The sequence below is a fragment of the Streptomyces sp. KL109B genome (genome assembly GCF_030766935.1).
GTDB lineage: Bacteria > Actinomycetota > Actinomycetes > Streptomycetales > Streptomycetaceae > Streptomyces.
Map to the genome: position 1 here is coordinate 64,982 of NZ_JASERL010000005.1, position 18,386 is coordinate 83,367.

An 18,386-nucleotide genomic window follows, 5' to 3' on the forward strand; every position below is an offset into this window, starting at 1 on the left:
CCCTGTCAGCTGATTGACAGTCCGAACCCACCTGCTGTGATCTTAAATTCTGATCCGGCGGGCAGGGTCTGGCTGGCGTCGAGGGGCCCGTACCAGAGCCGTACCGGAGTTGAGGCGTTGTCCCAGATTTCCCAGCCGACGATCGTGCAGGCGGGCATTCCCGTCCACAGCAAGTCGGCCGAGTTGGTCGTGGCGCCGCCCGCGGCGGCGGCGACGGCGAGGCTCTGGCGGGTGTAGGCGCCGCCGGCAACTTCGGTGCCCGCAGTCGCGTCGTCGCCGATCGCAGTGAGCAATGCGACCTTGAGCGGTGTTGTCGGCCTGGTTGGTGTCCCAACACCGTTGAGCCAGTCCATGAGGAGGTTCTCGGCCGTGTTCGAAAGGTTGTCGGCCACGCGGCCTCCTTCGATGGGGCGCCGCGTGGCGCGGGGTCAGGTGATGTGGAGTGTTCCGGCGAGCCGGACCAGGTTTTCGGCGCCGGGAGGGTCGACCGAGATCCACACGCGGTAGGTGCCTCGGGTGAGGGTGAGCGCGCCACTGTCGGGTCCGATAAGGATGCGGGCGGTGCTGCCAGCCCATTCGGCGGTCTGCCAGTCTCCGGGCGCCGGGTTGTCGCCGTGCGCCACCGCAGCGATCCGCACCGGGCTGCCGGTGACGTCGACACCAGCAGGGGCAGTGACGGGGATGTGCAGGTACTCGGTGGAGGTGGCGGGGATCAGCACGGGGCACCCGCCTTCCAGCCACTCGACTGTGGCGGGCCCACCGCGTAGGGCGCACCGTGCGGCGGGCCGACGGTGATGTCGATGTCCACGTCGATCCCGGGGCCGGCCGAGGTGAGCGGCCTGGCCGTGGCTGTCTCGGCGGCAGTGCCGAGGACGGCGGTCTTCGCGCCCGCCAGCGGCAGGGCCGTCTCAACACCCGCCGCGGGGCCGAGGGTTCGACTCGTGACACCCGCAAGGGCCTGCGCGGTCCCGGCTTCGAGCGCAACGTCGAGCAGGACCGTCTTGCTGCCGGTGAGCGGCCAAGCCGTCTCGGTCGCGGAACCGCCCCCGAGGCTCGCCGTCTTGGCGCCGGTCAGCGCCTGAGCTGTCTCCGTGACGGCCGCCCGGTCGAGCGGAACGCTCACCCCTGCGGTCACGTCGCCAGCGGTGAAGTCATCGAAGCGGAGGCTGCTGACGGCCATGACGCGGAGCCCGACGTTCGTGCCGGTAGTCACGGACGTGTTGGCGACGGAGACGCGTTCGATGCCGTTGACGAAGCCCTTGATGACGCTTCCCACTGCCTGCACTTTCGCGACGTCGCCGGGCACGACGGGCACCGCATAGGTGCCGATCATGGTGAAGCTGCCGCCAGAGACCGCGAACAGATCCCACGAGGACCCGTTGGTTCGCCACAGATAGCCGCTGCTGAACGTCGCCGTGCCGCGACACCACACACCCTGACTCGCCGCCGTCGTGGCGACGATGGTGAACTGCGAGAAGTTGTCGCTGCTCTCCATCGGTGTGGCGGCGCGCAGGATCGTCGACCCGCCTGAGTTGTCGGGCGCCAGCCTGCCGCCGATGATCGACCAGTCGCCGGACACCTCAACCCAGCCGGGCCCGAGGTCGGTGCTGTCGGGCCGGTTGAAGTCGTCGCTGAAGGCGGCCACTAGGCGGCCGAGTTGACTCGGGCGAAGTCCGTGATCGTCAGCGTGAACGCGTTCCCGTCGGGTGTCCAGGTCACGTCGTGCTTGGTGAGCGGGATCAGGTCCGCGTCGGTTCCGCCTGTGGTGTCGGGGTCGTAGCAGATGACGACGGCTCCGACGGGGTTGCCGGTGGGTGAGCTCCAGGTGACATCGGCGGCGTCGATGTTCACGCGATCGTTGGTGTCGTCGACGGTCACCGTGACGCCGGTCAGAGGCTTGCGGCCCACCGTCGTCTGCTCGTTGGTGCTTCCGGCGACGACGTCAGCGACCGTGTCCTTGTCGCGGAGCACGGCGTCCGTCTCCAGGCCGCTGGCCTCCAACGGGATGAGGATCAGGCCGTCGTTCGCGGCGGGCAGTGAGGCAAGGTGAGCGACCCTACCGAGGGCCACGTTGAAGACGACGTTCATCGCCGGAGTCCCCTCGGGAGGCTGGGTGTTGGGGTGTCCCGCCGCCCGACGGGGGGCGTGAGCGGCGGGACGTGGGCGGCATGAGCCGACCGCCCGTATTGGGGTGTCCGGGCTCTGCTCCCCCACGGAGCAGAGCCCGGACACGGTGGGCCGAGCGCGTGGCGCTACGAGACCCGACCTGCGCGACCACCAAGTGCGCAGGGGCTGTTAGGCGGCCTGGTACGTGCGTCGGGCCCGCTCGCGGGTGGCCTTCTCGGCGGCGATGACGTCGATCGCACGGAACATCGGGCGGTCCTTGCGGTCGCGCCCGGCGACCTTCAGGTGGCCGCGGTACCGCCAGTTGTGAACGACGTTCGGGGACACCTGGGCCGCCTCGGCTGCTTGGCCGACGGTCCACAGTGTTGTCTGCAGGTCCACTGACAGATCGACCATGGTCACGTCCTCCGTTCCATACATGACGAAAGGCCCCGCTGATGTTCGGCGAGGCCTTGAGCATGTGTGGACATGCTTATCCGCGACCGATCTTCACGCATGAGAGCACAGGAAGTCAAGCGGCCTGAGTGACCACTGCGGCAAGGGCCTTGACGTAGGTGTCGTACTCGGCGCTCGTCATGATGCGGCGGCAGTCCGGGTCCCGGCATTCGATGTAGGGCCGGTCGTCGACGAGGCGGAGGTCGCGGGACTCGGCGAGGTAGGGGCCCTTGCATCGGGGGCAGGGCGCCATCTTGCGGACGTCGCGTTGCGGATGCTGCTTGGTGAAGCGCTGGGCTGTGGCGTGCCAGTGGCGGATCTGTCCGCCCGGGTTGGCGTTGCCGTTGTCGTGGGGTTCGCCTGCGGCGGGGTGTAGTTGCATCATCCAGTCGAGGTGTCCGGCCAGCGTGTTGCAGGCGGAGCTGATCCGGCGGCCTTCACGGGTGCCCGTGGGGGTGGGGTCGAAGTCGGCCTGCCAGATGCGGCGTTGCACGAGGACGTCGGCGACGAGCTCCTCCATCTCCCCGAGGAGTGCGTCGATGAGGAGCCGGGCGGCTTGGCCGGGCCAGGCGGGGGTGTCGTTGGGCCGGCTTCCGATGGTGGCGGTGTTCTGCGGTCGGGTGCCGTAGATCGCTTCGAGTTGTATCTGAGTGAGGAGTTCGGGGAGTTCGCCGACTTGGTGCCGTGCGCGTTCGACGCAGTCGTAGCACTGGACAGGCTGTCCCCAGGCTGGCGTGATGAGGTGGTCGGCACCGGTCTCCTGGAGGACGGTTTCGGCTCGGCGCCAGGCGTTGTTGCAGGGGCCGGGGCAGGGCTTCTGGGTGGGGTGGTCGTGCACGGTCGGCTCCTCGGGTGGTACGGGAAGCAGGGGTCACACTGAGCCAATGATGCCCGAAGGGTTGACACAGCTAGGCCAATGACGCAGGAACATGCGTGAGCCCCAGCCCGGTCGGCGGGGCTGGGGCTCGACGGCGGGTGGTCAGACCTGAGTCCAGGGCTTCCCGCTGCGCTCCTCGTAGGTGCTCCGGAACGGCCGCTCGTGCTTGAGGACTTCCTCGACGACGCGCTCGGCGAGCTGGGCTCCGACCAGGGCACGGAATCGCTCGGCCTCCTGGACGTTCATGGCGACGCTGTACTTGCTGTAGAGCAGCGACTGCGGGTCGGGGCCGCCGCCGTAGGTGAGGCTCGCCTCGATGGTGTCGTCGTCGGGGCCGGGCATGATGTCGATGTTGTAGATGCGGGCCTGTCGTCCAGGCGTGTCCGGGTCGGTGAACTCTGCGAACCCGTTCATCATGTCCCGCGTGATGTGCGGGGCGGTGCCGGGGACGTCGTGGTGGAGGGGCCAGAGTTCGAAGCCGAGTCCGGCGGCTTCCAGGGCCGTGGCAGCCTCGAAGATGGCGTGTGCTTGACGCAGCCTCATGACGGCAATTCTCCATCCTCGCGCTCGGCGAGTTCGGCGCAGTAGAACGCGAACTTGTGGCTGTAGTCGGAGTGCCCTGCGGCGAGCCGGTCGGCGCGGATGATGCCGTCGACCGGGACGGGCGGGAGGCCGCGTTCGGCGCGGATCGCGTTGACGGCGTCGTGCATGCAGGCCCGCTCGTAGGCGGCCCACTCGCACTCAGGGCCGCCGGGTCCGTCAACCAGGCCGAGGCGCTGGTCGCGTTCGGCCTGAACGGCGGCCAGGGTGGCGCGCAGCATGTCGGTCGCGGCCTTCAGGGTCGTCATCGGTCAGTCCTCGCCTCGGCCGGTGGCGGCATCGATGGCGTCCGCGAGTTCGAGGATGCTGAGGCCGACGCGTCCGGACCAGGTGTGGCCTTCGCTGCGCACAGCTTCCGCATCTCGACGGGCCACGGCGGCGTTCAGGAGGTCGCGAGTTCGGTCCGCCTCCGGTGCTGCAATCAGGACCAGATCCTCGTTCGCGATGCGGTGAGCTTCAGCAAGGTCCATGATCACTCCTCGTCTCGGTCGAAGTAGGCGCGGTCGCGTCGTGCGCTCTCGCGCGGGTCGTCTTCCCACCAGCCATACGCCCGCCCAGGCTCAACCAGCGGCGGCCCGGCAGGCGTTGACCGGGGCGGGGCGGCAGGCATCAGAAGAACTCACCGTCGTACAGTTCGTAGCCTTCGGCGTCGACCATCTCGCCAGGCCGGGACGCTCCCCTGATCCCGAACCGCTTCTGTCGGGGCCAGCCGCGCGCGTCGGTGCGCTCGACGATGGTCATCCCCATCTCCTGTGCCGTGACCTCGTAGCCGGACTCGGCGCGGATCGTGACGTCGGGCCGGACCAGGAATTCCTTCCACGCCGCGAAGCTGGTCAGCCCCATGTCGGGGTGGGCCCGCAGCAGGAAGCGGTGCCCGGAGGCGTGCTGGCCGATGTGCAGGCCTTCACCATCCGGGTCGCCGCCGGGGAACGGGCCGAACGCGTAGTAGTTGGTGCTCACCGGTATTCCTTCGTCTTGGGGCCGGGCAGGTTCTCCCAGCTGTACGGCGTTCTGGTCGGGCTGGGCCGGATGGGGGTTACGCCTGCTGGTCGGTGGTGTCGGGCGGGGTGTAGTCGTCGGGGTAGATGCCGATGATGTGGACGTCGTCGTCGGCGTCCGTGCCGTCGGGGTTGTAGTCGTTGTAGATCCCGATGTGGTGCGGCATATCAGTACTCCTTGTTGGCGAGTTGGGGCAGATCGTTCCACCGGTACACACCCTGCGTGCGGGCGAGTTGCTTGTTGGCCTTCGCGATCTCTGCGGCGCGGAGGTGGCGGCCGTGTTCGCGGGCGTTCGGGTCCTGGCACGTCCCCGCCTGCGCGACAAGCAGCACACCCGCACGGTGGGCGGCCTCCGCCGGGGTGCGTGGCGGGGACGGGAAGACGCGGTCGAGCGCCTCCGTCGGGACCGGGATACCAGTGCGCGGCGGGGAGATCACGACGAGTCCTCGGCGATGCGGGCGGCGTTCTCCATGTCGGCGTCGCTCTGCGGTGTGCCGCCGCCGTTGACCAGTACGTAGATCGCGGCCTCTTCCTGCACCGTGGCGACTCGTGCCGTCGCGATGGCCAGGTGGGCACGGTTCGCGAACTGACGCTGCCGGACCAGACTCAGGCCGCCCCAGCGAACGTAGGGACCGTCGTGGGTGTCCACGGTCTGCGTCACATGCTGCGGCTCGAACCAGGAGGCGGGAACGGCGAGTTCGTCGCCGAACCATGCGCGGGCGGCGCTGATGCGCTGCTGCCCGTCGATACAGGCGTAGATGGGCTCGTCGCGCTCGCTCGGGTCGTATCCGTTGGCGGCCTTCCACTCGGGCGTGGAACGGTCGTTGAAGATGACGACGCCGGTGGGAGTGCCGGTGAGCCACGAACGGACCAGGGCGATCTGCTGGTCCTCGGTCCAGACCTGGCCGCGCTGGTAGGGCGGGTTGAGGTCGAGGCCGAACGACTCACTGAACGACCGGACGATCTCGCGCGCCTGGCGGTCAGCGGTGTTCAGGCTGAGGTGCTCCAGTGGGGCAGAGGTCTGGCGAGTCATCTCGGGCTCCTTTACGCGGCGAGCGCCAACTTGCTGGCGGCGAGGACGTAGGCGGGCTTGCGGGGCCGGTACACGGTGACGATCACGGCGACCTGCTGCCGCGTGTAGCGGACGCAGGCGCGGGCCCGACCCTTGCGGTAGGCGACCCCCGTGACGCCGACGACACCGAGTTTGGCGGCGGCTTTGCGGAGGCTGGCCGCGACCGTGCGGGCCGCCTTCACGCCGAGGCCGGCGGCTATCGCGTGCGTCGCCAGAGTGGCCGGGCCGCGACGGATACGCGCCTGGGCTCGGGACTGGGCGCGGCGGGCACGCACGGCCTGGCGGCGGATGCGGTTCGAGCGGATCACGGTTCCCCCTGGGTGCGGTTGTGCGGTGGATCGGCGGGCCCGGCCTCCCCCGGCCGGGCCCTCGGGTGTCAGGCCTTGCGCGCCAGCAGGTACGGCTTGCGGGAGCGAGGACCTCGGCGCTCCACCGTGTAACCAGCGGCTTCGAGGGTCTTGGCGTAGGCGTCGACCATCTCGTGGCGCTCGGCGGCCATCTCGTCGTCGGTCTGGCGGTCGTCGTCCAGCAGGTCGGGCTCGGGGATCAGGTGCGCGACCCGGACCTTGCCGTCACGGCCCTCGTCGACGACGTAGCCGGGTGCGGTGCACTTCCCGTAGCGGTCGCTGACGGAGACCTTGTGCTTGGCGAACAGGACGCGTGCCGCCTGGTCGACGGTCTGCGAGAAGACGAAGCCGGGCATTTGAACCCTCCTAGTTGGTGCCCCAAAGCTCTGGGCGATAAGTCCACACTAGAGGCCAACACATTGGCCACGCAATAGGCCAACACGTTTGCCTACATGATTCTTTAGCGCCCACCGAACTGGCCTTCCCGTTGGCCAACGCGTTGTGCGAACATGACCCCATGGCCACCGACTACACCCCCGACGACGAGAACCTGCGGCTCTACGCCCGCCACAAGCGCCACCACGAAGCCGCCAAGGCCGACCTGGCCGAGGTGCGCGAGCGTGCAGCCGAGGACCTGAAGGCCGGTGCAACGCCCGCCGAACTCGCCAAGCTCACCGGCCTATCCGACGAGTTCTTCCGCCGCATCGCCCGCAACGTCGGCGCCGAACGCAAGAGGGAACCGACCGTCGGGCGCGAAGTCGAAGCCAAGAGGGCGACCAAGCCCGACGCCTAATCCCCCGATTCCCGCCCTACTCCCCCACACGGCACGCCACACTGCCGCCATGGACGAGGTCGTGTTCATGGTGCGCGCCGGCTCCCAGGCAGCCTGCCTGGAGCAACTCCGGCTGCTGTGCGAGCGGATGGGCTTGCAGCCCGCCACCACACCCACGGACGCAGCCGGCCGAGGCTGGGTGGCGCGTGCCGTACCCCAGACGAAGGCCCCGGACGCCGAGGATGGCGGCCGGGGCCCTGTCGTTGGCGGGTAGGTCAGGCGACCGGGGCCTGCGTCCTCTGCCGAAAGGCAACCCTCGCAGCGTCCTCCCACTCGCCCTTGGCGAGCATCCGGTGCGCTCCTTCAGCGAGTTCGCCGCTGGTGTAGATGGGCTCCAGCACCGGGCTTCCTTCCTGCTCGTAGCCCGCATAGCGCCAGACGATGCCGCGCGCGTCGTAGCGGACCCCAACCGGCAGGAAGCGGTCACGCAGGTCGAACTCCTCGCCGGTGTCCGGGTGGATCCAGCGGTTGGCCTCGGCGGCGGCCTTGCCGCACCGCCCGCACTGGTTGCCGATGTTCAGGTGCTTGCCGCAGAAGTAGCCGCCGCACCCGTGCTCGTCACCGCCGGGCGACTTGCCGCACAGGTAGGCGAGACCGCGGTCGATCTTCTCCCCGCATCCCTTCTCCTCGCAGGCGGTCTCGATGCCGTACCCGGCCGCGATCTCTTCGCCGTTGCGGCTGATCTCGTAGTGCGCGTATCCCATGGGTTGATCCCTTCTCGTAGCCTCTATGGCAGCACCCCGGCGCTAAGCCCGCCGGGGTGCGCTGATGTTGCGGGTCAGGTTGCGGTTCCGACATATCCGGCGCAGATGAGCGTAACGTCCACGGACTCCACACCGGCGGCCTTGCCGGTGCGGAACCACCAGGGCTGCTCATAGCAGTTCCCGTCGCAGTCGTCGCCATCCGGGACGCAGTGGCCGGACTCGTGCCGGTCGAACCATCCGTGCTGGTGCTCGAGCGTCGCCGGGTCGGCGGTGTAGCCGGTGCGAATCCGGGCCTGCGCTTCGGCGGCGGTGATGTGGCCGAGGAACAGGTAGGAGCTGTACTCGTCGAGCCAGACGACGAACTGGTCCTCGGGGCAGCCGTCGAGAACGTCCTTCAGGGCGAGCGCGGTTGTCGTCAGCGCGGTGCTCATCGCGTCGCCGCCTCCTTCCGCCCGCGCACAGCTGCGGCGACGGACGCACCGCCGACAGCGAGCACGCCCGCAGACGCGGCGACGAGCGTGTCGGGCGCACCCGCCGCGTGACTGGCGACCGCGACCGCAGCAAGCGCGGCCGTCGTACCCGCGGCGAGCATCACCAGGCGACGCGGGGCAGGGAGCTGACTCATGCCGCTACTCCCGTCAGGTCGACCTTCTCGCCGAACGCGTTCTCCGGGTGCAGCAGGTCGCCGTCGAACGCGACCGTCTCCTCGAAACCTGGGGTGTGGATGTTGAGCAGGTACGTCGCGTACCGGATGTCGATCTGGTCGTGGAGGTCGGTGTTGAAACCGCCGACACGCTGGGCTTCGTCGATGGCCGCGAACGCCATGGCGACGACGGGCGCGGTGTGGGCTCCCGCCCGGTGAGCCTTGTTCGCTTCGACGCCGAGCGCAATCGCGTGCTCGCGCAGAGCCTCCACGTTCGGCGTCGCGGTCTTCACAGCGGTTTCCGTGAGGTCGACGATCTCACCGAGAGAATTCTCCGGGTGGTCGAGGTCGCCGTCGATAGCGAGCGTCCCGATGTAGCCGGGCGTCCACCGGTTGCGGATCTCCTCGATGAGGCGCTCGTTGGCCTGCCGGTGGATGTCCGTGAACGAGGCTCCCGCGGCCATCGCGGCGTTCTGCGCGGCGTCGGACTTCTCCAGCAGCTGTCGGCAGTTGTCGCCGACAACGCCCGCGAGGCGCGCCTTGTCCTCCTCGAACGCGTACCGGACCGCGAGCTCAGTCAGCTCGGCGAGAGTCGGGGTGGTGGTCGTGTCGGTCATTTCTTCTCCTTGGCGTTGTTGGTTGTGGCGAAGATGCCGTAGGTCTTGGTCTCGGTCTGGCTGTGGTCTTGGTGGACGTCGCCGTGGAAGTGCTGGTGGATGTCACGGCCCGCTTCGGCGTGCTGGTTGGCGCGTCTGATGACACGGCTGATCGCGAGGGCGAGGGCGGTGGGGGCGCCGAACACGATGGCGATCACGGTCGGGTTGGCGTACCCGGAGGCCCACAGGATTCCGGCGACGGGCGTGCCGAGCATGAACCCGCTGGCGCCTCCGGCGAGCATGAGCCCACTGAGGTCGGTGGCCCGTTGACTCATGGGGGTGCGGCCCGGCTGCGGTGCAGGCGGCGGGCTGACGCGAGGCCCCTCGACGGGAGCGTGAACCACCTTGGGTACGGGCTTGCTGTAGATGCGCTCGATGTCGTCGAGGATCTTCTGCGTCTCCGGGGACACCGATCGCTGCCCAGCCATGGGAGTGGTCGGGCGTGGCTCGGGCAGCGCGTTCATGGGCTACTGGTCCTTTCCGGGGTGTGCTGGCAGGCGGCGGGCAAGGGCTTCGAGGTTGCGGGCTTGCTGTTCGTGGATGTCGAGCTGGCTGTCGTAGCGGGTTCGCAGGCCGCGGTCATCGGGGTCGGCACCGAAACACATACGCAGGTAGCGGATCTTCAAGTCGCGTGCTGCGTGCTGGCTTAGCTGTACGGCATGGGCGAGCTCGTGGAGGAGCGTCGCGTCGAGTTCCCGCAGGTCTCCCTTATGCCTGGCCCCGTTGACCAGAACAGTCGTGCCGCTGCCGTTCAGGACGGTCAACCCGAGACAGGTGCGTCCCCGTTGGGATTCCACTCGGGCGCGGAGGCGACGGGAGCGGCGTGCTTCACCGGCCACGGCCAGGTCTGCCCGGTAGCCGAGGGCGGCGAGACCTGCCCCGTCGGTCAGGACGAGCTGGGTCGCGCCGAGACGGCCACCGAGGCGGGAAGCCACAATCTCGCCAGCCTGGTCTGCGACCTGCTCTATGCGGGCCTTCTGCCGGCCGGTTGAGCTGGTGGACCGGTGGACGGTGAGGCGCATGGCTCAGGCCTCGAAGTCTTCGGCGAGGGCCTCGACGGTGCGCTTGTCGTTGATGCGCTCGACGAGCGGGCCGCGGTGGAGGGTCAGGGTCATCTCGACTGGCGTCTCGCGCTCCCGCTGCATGACGCCTTGAGAGCCGGGGGCGAGGCTGGCCATGTGGGCGTCGAGCATCTTGCCGGCCGCGTCGAGGAACTCCTGGGCTTCGCGGACGGTGGTCGCGGCCCAGGCGTAGTTGGGCGGGTTGAACAGCATGTTGATTCGTCCCGTATCTAGTGGTTTGTCCCAGCTGACAGTCAGTGGGCTGTCAGCCGGGGGTGTCAGGGGGTGTCAGTCACGCGCGCGCGGGCGCGTTACCTAAGGCGGGGAGGGGTGTCAGAGCCGCTGACACCCCTCCTGACACCTTGATCAGGTGTCAGCCCGGTGTCACCGCAGGTCAAGCGGGTGTCAGCGACGGGTACAGCAGCTTGTACGTGCCCGGCTCGTCCGTCTCCTTCAAGTGCTCGCCCTCGTCGGCGAGTTCGGTGAGCTTGCCCGACAGCCATGCCCGCGACTTGCCGTAGCGGCCCTGTTTGCCGTGCGGCTGGAAGTGCCGCGGGCCAACCTCGGTCAAGCCCTGCTGGCGGAACTCGTCGAGCATCTGCATCAACTCCGCCTCCGCCTGTGCCTGCGACTTGTCGTCTTCACGGTCCTCGCCGCCCTGGCCGCCGAAGTGCCACACCTTGTCGGCCGGCACGGGGGCGATCTCCTCGTCGGGGTCGACGACGGGATCCGGGTCGTTCATGTCCTCGCCGGGGACCATCTCCGTCACGTCACGCATGACCTGACGCTCCAGCAGCGCTTCGTCCTCCCGCTCTTCGTCCTCCTTGCTCATGACGGTCTCCTTGGTATCGATGCTGGTCAGGGCCTGGCCAGGCATGTAGATGGTGCGGTTGGCGTAGGCCTCCCCCGCGGCGTTGGTGGTGGTCGCGCCCGCAGGGGTGGGGGTGTAGAAGCGTTCGAGGACGGCGCGGATCTCGTCGTCGGGGATCGGGGACCAGGTGCGGGCCTTCATGGCGTAGCGCTCCTCGTCGACGCCGGGGGCGACGAGGTAGTTGTAGCCGGGCTTCCGGTTCTCCCAGGCCTCCGGTCGGGCGCCTGCGTCGCGCACGTCGTCGGGCAGCGCCATGTCGGCGGTCGTGGAGCCCTTGACGCCGAAGACGAAGGCGCCGCCGAGCTGTTCGCGCACGTCTGTGGGCATGGACGTGGCGGAGGGGCGCTGCTGGGAGACGATGATGCTGCCGCCCGCGGACCGGAGCGCTTCGACGACGGCCTCCATCTCGGCTCCGTCGCGGAAGAAGCTGGCGGACTCCTCCACCCAGACGATCAGGTAGGGCATGCCCAGCTTGTCGAACGCCTCGGGGGTCCAGTTCTTGAACCCGTGGCGGCCGAGTTCGTCGGCGCGCGCCTTAATAACCTGCGGCAACGCGTCGATCATCGCGTGGCCGCCCGGCTTCGTCATCTCCACCCAGTCCAGGTAGGGCAGCAGCGGGCCGAGAGTCTGCATGCCCTTGACCGCGTCGATCGCCCACACGATGCAGTCGCGCCTGGTCAGCGCCTCGATGATGGCCCACGTCATGCCGGTGGACTTGGCGGAGCCGTTCATTCCGGCGACGAGGAAGTGGGTGGCGTTGCGCTTCTCGGCGGCGGGGAACCAGAACTGTTCGATCTCCCCGTCCTCGTAGATGCCGACCTGGACGGGCTCCACGATGGAGGCGCCGGGCGCGGACGGGCCGGGGTAGTCGGCGCCGTCGGAGAGCATGTCCTTGGGTACGAACACGAACTCGCCCTCGGACGCGTTCTCGGGGTCGGCCACGATGCGGATGCTGTTGGGTGAAATGCCCAGCTCACTGGCGATGTTGTTGATCCGGTTACCCAGGTCGGAGTTGGTGATCTCGCCGCCTGCGAGCTTGTACGGGGCGGTGACCTTGTTCGGCTCCACCTTCGGCTCCCCGCGCAGCGCGGCCTTCGCCTTGCCCAGCGACTTCACCAACAGCCCTGTCTCGCTCGCCGCCTGGTCGCCGGTCTTCGCGTCCGGGTTGACGCGGAGGACCTGCCGCATATTCCAGCCGCCAGCCGCGACCATGCCGCCGATCGCCCAAGTTGAGGCGAGGAACGGGTCGAGCGGGTCGGTGACCGTGGCGACCACCAGGTAGGACGTGCCCGCAGCCGTCGACAGGGTGGCGTGCAGGCGGCGCGGTCGCGTCGTGCCGTCGCCCGCCCACCACGTGGTTGCCGTCAACACGCCGGCGGCGACGGTGAGTCCGGCGCCGGCGAGTGGCGAGCCGCCCCACACGGCGTGCATACCGATGCTCGCGGGCATGCTGGCGGCCATGCCGTACCAGGGCCGCATGCGCGGGTGCTTCACGGCCTTCCACAGATCGGCCTTGGGGCTGTCAGCCACGGTGTCACCTCGGGTGTCAGAACGGTGTCAGTGCAGGTGGGAGGGGTGTCAGCGGTTGGCGGCTAGCGCCATGTAGATCAGGAAGAGGACGAGGGCGGCGAGGATCCCGTCGCGGAGGAGGACGGCGTACTGACGGTTGAGCCACAGCGCGAACAAACCCGCTGCGGCCACCGCCACAACAAGATCGATCACCAGCCGTTCTTCCAGACCGTGCCGGTACCGCGGCGAGGAGGAACACGCGGGTCACCCTGCCGTCGCCCACTGCTGATCTGCGCCAGTTCAGCCTGGAACTCGCGGGTGAACGTCGCCCACAGCGCGGACGCCTGCTTCGAAATCAGCTTCTCGGCGGCGGCAATCCGCTTCAGATGCCGAGTGACGCGGCGGGCACGAGCCCTCGATCCAGCCATCGATCCGTGCTGGTCAGGGATGCTGCGCAGCGCAGACTCCAGCACCTCGGAGTCGAGAGCGCGCTCAACAGCCCGCGGCCGGGCCTCCTTACGCAGCGACTCGCAGTACGCGCGAATGTCCTCGTCGCTGGTGAACCCCGACCCCGGGGTCGCCCGACGGCCCGCACCGGAGCCGCCTCCACCCTGGACCACGGTCGTGCGGTTGTAGCTGAACGACAGCGGCGGCAGCGACGGCACATCCGGCACCAACGACAGCTTGTTGATGTTGACCTTGCCGGAGTACTTCTTGCCGTTCCTGTTCCCGTTCGCAGGCGCTGGCGCGGTGTTCGAGGGCGGGTAGTTCGGCGGCGGCGGGACGCGTTCGCCGGTGTCAGCGTTGATCCGCGGCCTGTTGCCGTCGATCTGCTGCCTAATCCGACGGTTGTTGAGCCGGTTCGTCGATCCGACATCGGCCATGTGGGCGCCTCCTCGGGCGAACGTGCGGCAATCGCCGCAGGGTGGGTCAAGATCCCGTGAGCGGGGTGATGTTGTCCGCGCCGAGTGCGGCGAGATGCGGCTCCTGCTGTTCGATCTCGGCACGGAGCTTGTTGGCGTACTGACGCGAGTCGTATTGGGATTTGATCCGCTTCAACTCGGCAATGAGTTCGCCTTCTTGGGGGCGTCGGCCGAGGGAGTCGTAGAGCGCCCTGAGGGCGTCCCTTGCTTCGGCTCGGGTGGCGCCCTCGGGGCGCTTCTTGCTGCTCTTCTTGGGGCGCTCCGTGGCGGACCTCTTGGTGGTCTTGGTAGCGCTCTCGTGGCGGCTCTTCGCGGCGCTCTCGTGGCGCTCATCCGCCGCCGCGGTGACGTCCACGGGGGCGCCTGTCGTGGCGGCCTTCTGTGCACGTCGCAGAGCTTCGGGGAATGCCACGCCGGCGTCGTACAGGTCAAGCGGCATGAGGTCGATTTTCGTCGCCAGCTGCCGCCACCCCGTGCCCTTGCGGGTGCGGGCCCAGCGGGTCCTGTGCTTCGTCTGGAGCTGACGGATGTAGACGAGGCGCTGTCCCTCGTCCTCGATCGCCTGGCTCAAGTCGCGGACGGTCCAGACGTGCTGGCGCCGCCACAGCCGGCACGTCGACCGGAACGCCAACGCCCACCGGATCAGCTTTGGCGTCTGCGTGTGCTCCTTCGCCTCCACGTCCGCGAGTCGACCGATGGCGTGCCGGGCCGCCTCGACGACAATCACGAACAGGACGGGCATCGCCATATGGAGTCCGACGCCCAGCGGGTCCGGCCACGAGGCAGCTGCGTTGAACCACACCGTCGCGCCCGTCAGAGTCCAGGCGGCGTGGCGCAGCATCGGGAGCGGCATCCGCAGCCACGTGAGCAGAAGATCCAGCGCGAGGAGTACCCCGATACCTGCATCGACTCCGATGGGCAGCACCTCGGCAAAGTCACCGAAGCCCTTCGCCCGGGCGAGGTCGCGGACGGCACCGTAGGAGCCAGTGAAGCCGATCGCGGCGATCACAACGGCTCCGAGGATGATGAGGGCGATCAGGAGGCGGTGCACGGCCCGGAGTTCGGTACCGGTCTGCTTCTGAGGCCGCGCCTGCTTGCGCGCCTGCTTCGCGTCGCGCCGCAGGGTTTTGCGGTGGATCCGTGCGGCGGTGCGCGTCGAGGCATCGGCCAGGCGCTTGTCGGCCTGCTCGCGCAGTGCTGCGGCGGCGCTCCTGAGCTCCTCGCTCTCCTGCCGGAACTGGCGGCCGGCCGCGACGTCGGTGACGGCCTGCTCCTGCAGCTCCTTGGAGTTGGCGAGGGCCTGGTTCATGCGGGCGTCGGCGTACCGGTTCGCGTCGGCGGTGAGGCGATCGGCCTTCAGCTTGGCGTCGGCGAGGACCCGCTCAGACTCGGCCTTGGCGTCGTGCACGAGCCGGTGCGCTTCTTCGATCGCGTCGGAGGCGATGGAGCGGGCACGCTCGCGGGCAGCGTTGACGAGCCGTTCGGCGTCCTCGACCGCACAGCGGTGCACGGCGTCTGCTCGAGCTTGGGCTGTCTTCTCGGTGCGCTGGGCGACGAGTTCGGCCTGCGCCTGCACGTCGGCCGCCTCATTGTCGGCGGCGGCGCGCAGCTGCTGCGCCTTCCCGTCGGCTTCCGCAAGGAGACGGTCGGCCTCTTCCGCAGCGGTGCGGCGCAGTTCGTCTCCTGCCTTGCCCGCGGAGGCCAACAGCTTGTCGTGCTGCTCGTTGGCGTGGGCCAGGATCGCCGATGCTTCGTCGCCCGCCTTGGTGAACATGGCGTTGGCCTTGGTGCGTGCGTCGGCGAGGAGCGCCTCGGCTGCGGCTTCAACGGCTTGCGTCTGTACCGGTGCGGCAGACGTCTCGTCGGGTGCAGGTTTGGTTGTGGCCGCGGGTGTGCGGCGGGGCTGGGGCTTGCGGCGAGCGGCCACAGTGGATTCCTTTCAGGGATCAGCGGTAGACACGGGCGGTGGATCCGGTCCACAGGCAGTACGCGAGCGACAACGCGAGGGCGCCGCCGAGGAGCACGGAGCCAGTCGGATCGGTCAGCAGCCAGGCCAGTACCGCAACGGCGGCACCGATCGATTGAGGGCAGGCCAGGAGGAACAGCACGGCGAGGACTGCCGTGACGACGGTTGCCGGACGGGACTGGTACATGACGCGCTCCTTGGCTTCGGATTCAGCGCTGGATCGTGTCGGGCGGGCATCCGCCGACGTGGGCTTCGCAGGCGCACGGCTTCTCGCCGATACCGAGGAAGCTGGTGTGCCTCTTCGAGCAGGGCCAGCAGATAGTGCACTCGCCGCGAGGAACGGCATTCCGCTCAGACTTGGTCCTGGACTTCGGCATCGCCACCCCCCTCGCCGGTCGGCTGGGGCATGGCCATGCAGGTCTTGGCGTGCTCGGCTGCCGCGTCCAGGGCATCGTCACGAAACGCCTGGGGCAGTTCCGCGACCTGCCGGTTGCACGGCCCGCACACCGCACGCGACTTGTGGCCTCCATCGACAGTGAACTCGTCGATCACATCGACGGATGCACGCAGATCGTCGAAGCGGAGCGCATAGGCGGTGACGATGCGCGCCGTCACCCTCACCGGCCACTGCACCGGGGCGTCGGCGGCCATCAGGCTGCGTCCCGGATCACGGCGTACACCTGGTCGACGACGCGCGGATCGAACCGGTTGGCGTTGTCCAACTCGGCGGCGCGGCGCAGGATCCGGTCGATGGCGGCCTGGTCGCCAGACCGGTGCGCGGCGGCGCCACGGACGACAAGCTCCGCATCCTCCACCGCGGTCGCAGCGTTCCAGGACTCGTCCAACTGCTGCGCGATCAGACGCTTACGGATGTCGACGACCTCACCGGAGATACGGGCGAGATCACCATCGAAGACGAACGGAGACATAGCGGGGTCCTCTCGGGGACGCAGGGAACGTGTGGTGGTGCGGTCTGGCGGGGAACCTCACCGACCTCGGGGGCGGTGGGCCAATGCGGTTGCCGACCAGCCGGGACCCGACGTGCGGGGCCCGGAAGGCGGGGTCAGCGGTTCTGGTTGGCGTCGCGGATGTCGGTGAGGGAGGCGCCGAGGTTCTGCGCGGCCTGCACCTTCTGCCGCATGTCGCGGAGAGTGGCACTGTCCGCGTCCGGCTTCTGGTGGGCGCGCACCGCATCAGCAGCGGCCTGAATCGCAGCGGCCTTGTCCATGGAGATCAGTCCTCTCGGATCGAAGAATCAGGAATGGCGCTGGCCTTGCAGGGAGCCGCCCCGCAGGGGGATACCGGACGGCCACCAGCCCGGCCAGAAACCGGGGGTGGGGCCGCGGGCGACGGAGAGCGAATCGTTCGCCACCCGCGACCGGATCAAGGGGTGCGCCGCCGAGCCGCCTCGGCGCCGATGTCGTGAATGTCGATGCCCAGCACCTCGGCGTCGGCGTCCAACTGGTGCGACTTGCAGACCTCCGCCTGCCAGGCCGGATCCGACTGGTGCTCGCGGCCCTGCGCATGCAGGTCGGCCGCAACACTCCGGCACACGTTCATCTGATCCGCAGCAGCACCCAAAGCATCGGCGGTACGGGCACGGTCATCGACCTGGGACTGCAACCAAGACGGGTTCGACATGACGATCTCCTCAGGTGATTCGGTGGATGGCGCAGGGGGTCGGGGCGAGAACGGTGCCGCCCCGATTGATCCGGTGGTGCAGACGGCCCGCCTTCCGGGCGGCCTTCTCGACCGCCTCAGCCTCCGAACCGGCACGAACGCTGTACGAGTACCGGCCGCCAACACCGGGGCCGGAAACCCCCTCGCGCGTCACAGTCCAAAGCGCCATCGCAGACCTCTCATGAAATGAAGGGATGGGTCCGCGACCGACGGCTCGGGGGTCAACGCCGGCCGCGGCGGATCAGGGGGTGGGGACGAGCCGCAGTGAGCGGACCGGCTCCGGGTCCGGCACCTCGAAGGCAACGAACGCCGTCGCCAGGTGCAGACCCAGCTCCGGATCCGAGATCGAGACCCGCAGCAGCGGGCCATCCCGCAGAGGACGGGACGCGTTGAACGCGGCGGCGATCTCATCCGCCTTCGCCTGCGCCGCCTTCAGACGGGCCAGGTCGCCGCTCACGACGCCACCGCCTGCCCGTTACGGACGACCACCAGAAACGCGTCGGTGACCAGGTCCATCACGACCTCCGCCGGGATGCCCTCGCGGCGCCGGTCGGCGGCGTACCGATCAGCCGGCCACGAACCACGCGGGCCACCCGCAGGGAAACGCTGCAGGACAGTGCAGTCGGGGCGGGAGGTCTCGACAGCGGTCGCCATCACGCGACCTCCTCGACCAGATACAGCAGGCCGGCACGCGTCAGGAACTCACGCGACGCCTCCACCGCGGCCTGCGCATCCCCCAGAGCGTTGAAGTCCGCGCCAGACAGGTGCTGGGCATCCACCGCCGACAACTCGGCAATCCGCTCGGACGCATTCTCGAAACGCGTCACCGCGCGCTCCACAGCGGGCGGCAGCGCACGAGCCTCCGCGACCAGATCACCAGCCGCCGAATACTCCGCGAACTCGGCATCCGACAGATCGCACGGATCCACTGCCAGCAGGGCGTTATAGCGGGACTCCGCCAGCCGACCCCACTCGGCACGGGCGCCGGACAGCTTGATGTCCAGGCGGGCCAACGCAGTCAGCGCAGGCTGCGGGAGTGGGGCCGTCAGGCGGCCGGCGCCGGGGAGGGCCGACGGAAGCGGGACAG

At 68.9% G+C, this 18,386-nt stretch carries 35 protein-coding genes; 1 reads left to right on the forward strand and 34 read right to left on the reverse strand.

The features are described 5' to 3' along the window. Window positions 1–5: 5 nt before the first annotated feature. The 15 genes from RBJ65_RS18205 to RBJ65_RS18275 all read right to left on the reverse strand — a co-directional run bounded on the left by RBJ65_RS18205 (window position 6) and on the right by RBJ65_RS18275 (window position 6,810). On the reverse strand, window positions 6–392 hold the full coding sequence (locus RBJ65_RS18205) for a hypothetical protein (protein WP_306317226.1): 387 nt from the start codon (window positions 390–392) through the stop codon (window positions 6–8). Window positions 393–428: 36 nt separating this feature from the next. Continuing rightward, the gene (locus RBJ65_RS18210) at window positions 429–719 is read right to left on the reverse strand and encodes a hypothetical protein (RefSeq protein ID WP_306317227.1); all 291 of its coding nucleotides are present in this window, start codon (window positions 717–719) and stop codon (window positions 429–431) included. Next, a complete protein-coding gene (locus RBJ65_RS18215) occupies window positions 713–1,645 on the reverse strand; it encodes a hypothetical protein (protein ID WP_306317228.1) in 933 nt (310 codons plus the stop codon). Before RBJ65_RS18215 ends, RBJ65_RS18210 begins: the two co-directional genes overlap by 7 nt. Then, window positions 1,645–2,088 carry a hypothetical protein gene (locus RBJ65_RS18220; protein ID WP_306317229.1) on the reverse strand — a complete coding sequence of 148 codons (444 nt, stop codon included), beginning with the start codon at window positions 2,086–2,088 and terminating at the stop codon, window positions 1,645–1,647. Before RBJ65_RS18220 ends, RBJ65_RS18215 begins: the two co-directional genes overlap by 1 nt. A gap of 207 nt (window positions 2,089–2,295) precedes the next feature. Next, a complete protein-coding gene (locus RBJ65_RS18225) occupies window positions 2,296–2,520 on the reverse strand; it encodes a MerR family transcriptional regulator (protein ID WP_306317230.1) in 225 nt (74 codons plus the stop codon). 115 nt (window positions 2,521–2,635) lie between these two features. After that, complete coding sequence (locus tag RBJ65_RS18230) at window positions 2,636–3,397, reverse strand: hypothetical protein (RefSeq protein WP_306317231.1); 762 nt, start codon at window positions 3,395–3,397, stop codon at window positions 2,636–2,638. Window positions 3,398–3,538: 141 nt separating this feature from the next. After that, entirely contained in the window at window positions 3,539–3,979 is a 441-nt protein-coding gene (locus RBJ65_RS18235) for a hypothetical protein (RefSeq protein ID WP_306317232.1), read from the reverse strand. Then, a complete protein-coding gene (locus RBJ65_RS18240) occupies window positions 3,976–4,284 on the reverse strand; it encodes a hypothetical protein (protein ID WP_306317233.1) in 309 nt (102 codons plus the stop codon). The genes RBJ65_RS18235 and RBJ65_RS18240 overlap by 4 nt, the downstream gene beginning before the upstream one ends. A gap of 3 nt (window positions 4,285–4,287) precedes the next feature. Continuing rightward, window positions 4,288–4,506 (reverse strand): hypothetical protein, encoded by a 219-nt coding sequence (locus RBJ65_RS18245; RefSeq protein WP_306317234.1) that lies wholly within the window; start codon window positions 4,504–4,506, stop codon window positions 4,288–4,290. A gap of 139 nt (window positions 4,507–4,645) precedes the next feature. Next, entirely contained in the window at window positions 4,646–4,996 is a 351-nt protein-coding gene (locus RBJ65_RS18250) for a hypothetical protein (protein ID WP_306317235.1), read from the reverse strand. A gap of 76 nt (window positions 4,997–5,072) precedes the next feature. Further along, window positions 5,073–5,201, reverse strand: a complete 129-nt coding sequence (locus RBJ65_RS18255; RefSeq protein ID WP_306317236.1) for a hypothetical protein — start codon at window positions 5,199–5,201, stop codon at window positions 5,073–5,075. A gap of 1 nt (window position 5,202) precedes the next feature. Next, the gene (locus RBJ65_RS18260) at window positions 5,203–5,472 is read right to left on the reverse strand and encodes a hypothetical protein (protein ID WP_306317237.1); all 270 of its coding nucleotides are present in this window, start codon (window positions 5,470–5,472) and stop codon (window positions 5,203–5,205) included. Continuing rightward, window positions 5,469–6,068, reverse strand: a complete 600-nt coding sequence (locus RBJ65_RS18265; protein WP_306317238.1) for a DUF262 domain-containing protein — start codon at window positions 6,066–6,068, stop codon at window positions 5,469–5,471. Before RBJ65_RS18265 ends, RBJ65_RS18260 begins: the two co-directional genes overlap by 4 nt. Window positions 6,069–6,079: 11 nt before the next feature. Beyond that, window positions 6,080–6,415: a hypothetical protein gene (locus RBJ65_RS18270; RefSeq protein ID WP_306317239.1), complete on the reverse strand. Its 336-nt coding sequence runs from the start codon at window positions 6,413–6,415 to the stop codon at window positions 6,080–6,082. 68 nt (window positions 6,416–6,483) lie between these two features. Beyond that, on the reverse strand, window positions 6,484–6,810 hold the full coding sequence (locus RBJ65_RS18275) for a hypothetical protein (RefSeq protein WP_306317240.1): 327 nt from the start codon (window positions 6,808–6,810) through the stop codon (window positions 6,484–6,486). 161 nt (window positions 6,811–6,971) lie between these two features. On the opposite strand from RBJ65_RS18275, the gene RBJ65_RS18280 reads away from it, so the two are divergent. Further along, a complete protein-coding gene (locus tag RBJ65_RS18280; RefSeq protein WP_306317241.1) occupies window positions 6,972–7,247 on the forward strand; it encodes a hypothetical protein in 276 nt (91 codons plus the stop codon). A 254-nt stretch (window positions 7,248–7,501) separates the two neighbouring features. Here the strand turns inward: RBJ65_RS18280 and RBJ65_RS18285 are convergent, their stop codons facing one another. The 19 genes from RBJ65_RS18285 to RBJ65_RS18375 form a co-directional block, all read right to left on the reverse strand. Continuing rightward, on the reverse strand, window positions 7,502–7,990 hold the full coding sequence (locus tag RBJ65_RS18285; protein ID WP_306317242.1) for a hypothetical protein: 489 nt from the start codon (window positions 7,988–7,990) through the stop codon (window positions 7,502–7,504). A gap of 74 nt (window positions 7,991–8,064) precedes the next feature. Next, window positions 8,065–8,421, reverse strand: a complete 357-nt coding sequence (locus RBJ65_RS18290; RefSeq protein WP_306317243.1) for a hypothetical protein — start codon at window positions 8,419–8,421, stop codon at window positions 8,065–8,067. Beyond that, the gene (locus RBJ65_RS18295; protein WP_306317244.1) at window positions 8,418–8,615 is read right to left on the reverse strand and encodes a hypothetical protein; all 198 of its coding nucleotides are present in this window, start codon (window positions 8,613–8,615) and stop codon (window positions 8,418–8,420) included. The genes RBJ65_RS18290 and RBJ65_RS18295 overlap by 4 nt, the downstream gene beginning before the upstream one ends. Beyond that, window positions 8,612–9,250 (reverse strand): hypothetical protein, encoded by a 639-nt coding sequence (locus tag RBJ65_RS18300; RefSeq protein ID WP_306317245.1) that lies wholly within the window; start codon window positions 9,248–9,250, stop codon window positions 8,612–8,614. Before RBJ65_RS18300 ends, RBJ65_RS18295 begins: the two co-directional genes overlap by 4 nt. Then, window positions 9,247–9,753, reverse strand: a complete 507-nt coding sequence (locus tag RBJ65_RS18305; protein ID WP_306317246.1) for a hypothetical protein — start codon at window positions 9,751–9,753, stop codon at window positions 9,247–9,249. The genes RBJ65_RS18300 and RBJ65_RS18305 overlap by 4 nt, the downstream gene beginning before the upstream one ends. A gap of 3 nt (window positions 9,754–9,756) precedes the next feature. Beyond that, window positions 9,757–10,311, reverse strand: a complete 555-nt coding sequence (locus RBJ65_RS18310) for a hypothetical protein (protein ID WP_306317247.1) — start codon at window positions 10,309–10,311, stop codon at window positions 9,757–9,759. A 3-nt stretch (window positions 10,312–10,314) separates the two neighbouring features. Then, window positions 10,315–10,563 carry a hypothetical protein gene (locus tag RBJ65_RS18315; RefSeq protein ID WP_306317248.1) on the reverse strand — a complete coding sequence of 83 codons (249 nt, stop codon included), beginning with the start codon at window positions 10,561–10,563 and terminating at the stop codon, window positions 10,315–10,317. Window positions 10,564–10,744: 181 nt separating this feature from the next. Then, a complete protein-coding gene (locus tag RBJ65_RS18320) occupies window positions 10,745–12,751 on the reverse strand; it encodes a conjugal transfer protein TraB (RefSeq protein WP_306317249.1) in 2,007 nt (668 codons plus the stop codon). Between the two features lie 48 nt (window positions 12,752–12,799). Next, the gene (locus RBJ65_RS18325; protein WP_306317250.1) at window positions 12,800–12,943 is read right to left on the reverse strand and encodes a hypothetical protein; all 144 of its coding nucleotides are present in this window, start codon (window positions 12,941–12,943) and stop codon (window positions 12,800–12,802) included. Next, a complete protein-coding gene (gene traA, locus RBJ65_RS18330; protein WP_306317251.1) occupies window positions 12,940–13,614 on the reverse strand; it encodes a plasmid transfer protein TraA in 675 nt (224 codons plus the stop codon). Before traA ends, RBJ65_RS18325 begins: the two co-directional genes overlap by 4 nt. Before the next feature lie 46 nt (window positions 13,615–13,660). Beyond that, a complete protein-coding gene (locus RBJ65_RS18335; RefSeq protein ID WP_306317252.1) occupies window positions 13,661–15,580 on the reverse strand; it encodes a DUF2637 domain-containing protein in 1,920 nt (639 codons plus the stop codon). A gap of 19 nt (window positions 15,581–15,599) precedes the next feature. Beyond that, window positions 15,600–15,806, reverse strand: a complete 207-nt coding sequence (locus RBJ65_RS18340; protein WP_306317253.1) for a hypothetical protein — start codon at window positions 15,804–15,806, stop codon at window positions 15,600–15,602. A 164-nt stretch (window positions 15,807–15,970) separates the two neighbouring features. Beyond that, the gene (locus tag RBJ65_RS18345; RefSeq protein WP_306317254.1) at window positions 15,971–16,270 is read right to left on the reverse strand and encodes a hypothetical protein; all 300 of its coding nucleotides are present in this window, start codon (window positions 16,268–16,270) and stop codon (window positions 15,971–15,973) included. Further along, entirely contained in the window at window positions 16,270–16,548 is a 279-nt protein-coding gene (locus RBJ65_RS18350) for a hypothetical protein (protein ID WP_306317255.1), read from the reverse strand. Before RBJ65_RS18350 ends, RBJ65_RS18345 begins: the two co-directional genes overlap by 1 nt. 134 nt (window positions 16,549–16,682) lie before the next feature. Beyond that, window positions 16,683–16,847: a hypothetical protein gene (locus tag RBJ65_RS18355; protein WP_306317256.1), complete on the reverse strand. Its 165-nt coding sequence runs from the start codon at window positions 16,845–16,847 to the stop codon at window positions 16,683–16,685. A 155-nt stretch (window positions 16,848–17,002) separates the two neighbouring features. Next, on the reverse strand, window positions 17,003–17,260 hold the full coding sequence (locus RBJ65_RS18360; RefSeq protein WP_306317257.1) for a hypothetical protein: 258 nt from the start codon (window positions 17,258–17,260) through the stop codon (window positions 17,003–17,005). 280 nt (window positions 17,261–17,540) lie between these two features. After that, window positions 17,541–17,756, reverse strand: coding sequence for a hypothetical protein (locus RBJ65_RS18365; protein ID WP_306317258.1), 216 nt, complete (start codon window positions 17,754–17,756; stop codon window positions 17,541–17,543). After that, on the reverse strand, window positions 17,753–17,953 hold the full coding sequence (locus tag RBJ65_RS18370) for a hypothetical protein (protein ID WP_306317259.1): 201 nt from the start codon (window positions 17,951–17,953) through the stop codon (window positions 17,753–17,755). The genes RBJ65_RS18365 and RBJ65_RS18370 overlap by 4 nt, the downstream gene beginning before the upstream one ends. Next, window positions 17,953–18,312: a hypothetical protein gene (locus RBJ65_RS18375; RefSeq protein ID WP_306317260.1), complete on the reverse strand. Its 360-nt coding sequence runs from the start codon at window positions 18,310–18,312 to the stop codon at window positions 17,953–17,955. The genes RBJ65_RS18370 and RBJ65_RS18375 overlap by 1 nt, the downstream gene beginning before the upstream one ends. Between the last annotated feature and the right edge of the window lie 74 nt (window positions 18,313–18,386).

Bases quoted from the DNA above. Each gene is read 5' to 3' on its own strand.
- RBJ65_RS18220 (WP_306317229.1), bottom strand. From the start codon at position 2,088: ATGAACGTCGTCTTCAACGTGGCCCTCGGTAGGGTCGCTCACCTTGCC.
- RBJ65_RS18225 (WP_306317230.1), bottom strand. From the start codon at position 2,520: ATGGTCGATCTGTCAGTGGACCTGCAGACAACACTGTGGACCGTCGGC.
- RBJ65_RS18235 (WP_306317232.1), bottom strand. From the start codon at position 3,979: ATGAGGCTGCGTCAAGCACACGCCATCTTCGAGGCTGCCACGGCCCTG.
- RBJ65_RS18240 (WP_306317233.1), bottom strand. From the start codon at position 4,284: ATGACGACCCTGAAGGCCGCGACCGACATGCTGCGCGCCACCCTGGCC.
- RBJ65_RS18245 (WP_306317234.1), bottom strand. From the start codon at position 4,506: ATGGACCTTGCTGAAGCTCACCGCATCGCGAACGAGGATCTGGTCCTG.
- RBJ65_RS18255 (WP_306317236.1), bottom strand. From the start codon at position 5,201: ATGCCGCACCACATCGGGATCTACAACGACTACAACCCCGACGGCACG.
- RBJ65_RS18265 (WP_306317238.1), bottom strand. From the start codon at position 6,068: ATGACTCGCCAGACCTCTGCCCCACTGGAGCACCTCAGCCTGAACACC.
- RBJ65_RS18275 (WP_306317240.1), bottom strand. From the start codon at position 6,810: ATGCCCGGCTTCGTCTTCTCGCAGACCGTCGACCAGGCGGCACGCGTC.
- RBJ65_RS18280 (WP_306317241.1), top strand. From the start codon at position 6,972: ATGGCCACCGACTACACCCCCGACGACGAGAACCTGCGGCTCTACGCC.
- RBJ65_RS18285 (WP_306317242.1), bottom strand. From the start codon at position 7,990: ATGGGATACGCGCACTACGAGATCAGCCGCAACGGCGAAGAGATCGCG.
- RBJ65_RS18290 (WP_306317243.1), bottom strand. From the start codon at position 8,421: ATGAGCACCGCGCTGACGACAACCGCGCTCGCCCTGAAGGACGTTCTC.
- RBJ65_RS18295 (WP_306317244.1), bottom strand. From the start codon at position 8,615: ATGAGTCAGCTCCCTGCCCCGCGTCGCCTGGTGATGCTCGCCGCGGGT.
- RBJ65_RS18300 (WP_306317245.1), bottom strand. From the start codon at position 9,250: ATGACCGACACGACCACCACCCCGACTCTCGCCGAGCTGACTGAGCTC.
- RBJ65_RS18305 (WP_306317246.1), bottom strand. From the start codon at position 9,753: ATGAACGCGCTGCCCGAGCCACGCCCGACCACTCCCATGGCTGGGCAG.
- RBJ65_RS18310 (WP_306317247.1), bottom strand. From the start codon at position 10,311: ATGCGCCTCACCGTCCACCGGTCCACCAGCTCAACCGGCCGGCAGAAG.
- RBJ65_RS18315 (WP_306317248.1), bottom strand. From the start codon at position 10,563: ATGCTGTTCAACCCGCCCAACTACGCCTGGGCCGCGACCACCGTCCGC.
- traA (WP_306317251.1), bottom strand. From the start codon at position 13,614: ATGGCCGATGTCGGATCGACGAACCGGCTCAACAACCGTCGGATTAGG.
- RBJ65_RS18340 (WP_306317253.1), bottom strand. From the start codon at position 15,806: ATGTACCAGTCCCGTCCGGCAACCGTCGTCACGGCAGTCCTCGCCGTG.
- RBJ65_RS18345 (WP_306317254.1), bottom strand. From the start codon at position 16,270: ATGGCCGCCGACGCCCCGGTGCAGTGGCCGGTGAGGGTGACGGCGCGC.
- RBJ65_RS18350 (WP_306317255.1), bottom strand. From the start codon at position 16,548: ATGTCTCCGTTCGTCTTCGATGGTGATCTCGCCCGTATCTCCGGTGAG.
- RBJ65_RS18355 (WP_306317256.1), bottom strand. From the start codon at position 16,847: ATGGACAAGGCCGCTGCGATTCAGGCCGCTGCTGATGCGGTGCGCGCC.
- RBJ65_RS18360 (WP_306317257.1), bottom strand. From the start codon at position 17,260: ATGTCGAACCCGTCTTGGTTGCAGTCCCAGGTCGATGACCGTGCCCGT.
- RBJ65_RS18370 (WP_306317259.1), bottom strand. From the start codon at position 17,953: ATGGCGACCGCTGTCGAGACCTCCCGCCCCGACTGCACTGTCCTGCAG.